Source organism: Carnobacterium sp., from assembly GCF_032094055.1.
Taxonomy (GTDB): domain Bacteria; phylum Bacillota; class Bacilli; order Lactobacillales; family Carnobacteriaceae; genus Carnobacterium_A.
This window is the reverse complement of the sequence record NZ_DAMDAK010000037.1, coordinates 7,376-9,808: the sequence shown is the minus strand read 5'-3', so window position 1 is coordinate 9,808 and position 2,433 is coordinate 7,376. Positions and strand designations below refer to the sequence as shown.

2 protein-coding genes and 1 pseudogene are annotated in these 2,433 nt (G+C 36.5%); all 3 read left to right on the top strand.

Going from position 1 to position 2,433, the window contains the following annotated elements:
• A partial coding sequence (locus RT405_RS07260; RefSeq protein ID WP_313468784.1) for an HAD-IC family P-type ATPase occupies positions 1-430 on the top strand: 430 nt, incomplete at its 5' end.
• A gap of 475 nt (positions 431-905) precedes the next feature.
• Entirely contained in the window at positions 906-1,787 is an 882-nt protein-coding gene (locus RT405_RS07255) for an ABC transporter ATP-binding protein (RefSeq protein ID WP_313468782.1), read from the top strand.
• 22 nt (positions 1,788-1,809) lie between these two features.
• Positions 1,810-2,433 (top strand): annotated as a pseudogene (locus RT405_RS07250) (tetronasin resistance protein); the annotation flags it as partial.

The following is a 2,433-nucleotide window of genomic DNA, read 5'->3' as shown; positions in this document are numbered from 1 at the left end:
CGCCAAACAGTTAGGGATCGACGAAGTTATTGCTAATGTCATGCCGGAAGACAAATCTAGAATTATAGACGAACAAAAAGAAAAATATGGTGTGACGGCCATGGCTGGAGATGGCGTGAACGATGCTCCTGCTCTAGTCAACGCAGATGTTGGAATTGCGATGGGAGATGGTACAGACGTGGCCGTAGATGTCTCTGATCTAGTCTTGATGCAAAATGACTTATCTAGGTTGGTACAATCCCATAAAACTTCTTCAAAAATGAGCCGTATTATTTGGCAAAATATTATCTTTTCAATGGCGGTTGTTATCTTTTTAATTGTAGTCAATTTCTTAGGATTATCAAACATTGCAATCAGTGTAATTATTCATGAAGGAAGTACTTTAGTCGTTATACTAAATGGGCTTCGATTGCTAGTATCTAAAAAGTGACTGAACACGAGATTGCTGAAGAACTCAATAAAATTATCCAATGTTACGGAATGAGGATAAAGTCTAGCGACCATAAAAGATTTATTGGAGATAAGAAATGACGTAGACTGGAAGAGAGTGTTCAGTTATATTTTTGAACAGATAGTTGAATAAATAGACTTTAAAATGAATTAATCTCCAAATGCACAAGGCATCTGGAGGTTTTCTTTGTTTAGTGGTCTATTTAGATTGATAGGAAGGAAGCTAATAGAATGATTATTTAATAAAATTACAGGATATTTTGCGTATTGAAATTGATTGTGTGATTAAGACTATATAAAGTTAGAAATGGGCATTCTCAGTAAGAGAACTTACTGTTATACTAGAATCGAACTAACGGCTTAAAGTTTACATGTCAGTAAGATAATAGAAATAAATTCCTAACCATTTCAGAGAGCATTACCCATTAAGATATTGTTTAGAAGGAGTTTTTGTTATGAGTAAAATTGTAGAAGTAGTGCAAGTACAAAAAAAGTTTGGTAAATTTGAAGCTTTAAAAGATGTCTCGTTTACAGTAGATTCAGGTGAAGTGGTTGGTTTTATTGGACCGAATGGAGCAGGGAAATCAACAACTATCCGAACAATGCTTGGAATCATTAAGCGCGATAGTGGAGAAGCTACTATATTTGGAAAAGATGTCTGGTCCGAAAGCATGGATATTCATAAACGTATTTCTTATGTGCCGGGAGATGTAGCTTTATGGAATAATCTGACTGGTGGCGAAATTATCGACTTATTTATGAAGCTTCATGGTAATGGGGATAACAGAAAACGCGATTATTTGATTAAGAAATTTGAATTAGATCCAAAGAAAAAGGCTAAAAGCTATTCAAAAGGGAACCGACAAAAAGTTGGTTTAATTGCTGCATTAGCAGTAGATTCTGATTTATATATTTTTGACGAACCGACTTCAGGGCTGGATCCATTGATGGAAGCAATTTTTCAAGAAGAAGTTGAAAAGATAAAAACAGCTGGCAAATCGATTCTGCTTTCTTCTCATATTTTGAGTGAAGTTGAGCGTTTGGCAGACAAAGTTGTTATTATTCGAGAAGGAAAAGTAGTTGAAACTGGAACTTTAGATGAGTTACGTCATTTAACTCGTTCAGCTATCACTGTAGTTACAAAAGGAGATGTTACTCGCTTAGGAAAACTTGAAGGAGTGTATGACTTCGTCCTTAAAGGAAATGAAGCAAAATTTTCAATTGATAACAAACACATGAATGAAGTATTATTAGAAGCTTCAAAATTAACCGTTAAAAAATTTGAAGTTGTCCCTCCAACCTTGGAAGATTTGTTTATGCGTCATTATGAGGGTTAATGGATGGGAGGGAGGAATTACCATGAATAAAAAATTTGCTTTATGGAATTTATTATTTATCCAGTACTTAAAGCGCGATTGGAAAAAAACGATGATTTGGCTGCTTGGATTAGGGCTTTTTTCAAGTGCTTTTGTCCCAGCATTTGAAGAAATCGGGAAAGGACAAGGGCTGCTGGGAATGTATGAAACCATGCAAAATCCGGCAATGGTTGCTATGGTCGGACCTAGTCCTGTGAAAAATGCTGTCCATTATACAGTAGGTGCGATGTATGCAAATGAAATGCTGCTTTTTTGCGGGTTGTTCGCGATGATCATGTCCATCTTGCATGTTGTTGGGCATACGCGAAAAGAAGAAGATTTAGGATTAACAGAACTCATTCGTTCTTTTCGTGTTGGCCGTCAAGCCAATTCCTTAGCAGTTATTATAGAAACAGTAGTTATCAATCTCTTACTGGCACTAGTGATTGGTGGAATTATGGCTAGTTTTGGCGCTCAAACCATTACTATTGAAGGGAGTTTATTATTTGGCGCTTCTATCAGTCTGGCAGGCATCATAGGGGCAGGTCTGGGACTAGTTATGGCACAAATTATGCCTACCTCATCAGGAGCTACAGGCTCTTCTTTAGCGATTGTTGGGATCTTATAT

Bases quoted from the DNA above. Each gene is read 5' to 3' on its own strand.
- RT405_RS07255 (WP_313468782.1), top strand. From the start codon at position 906: ATGAGTAAAATTGTAGAAGTAGTGCAAGTACAAAAAAAGTTTGGTAAA.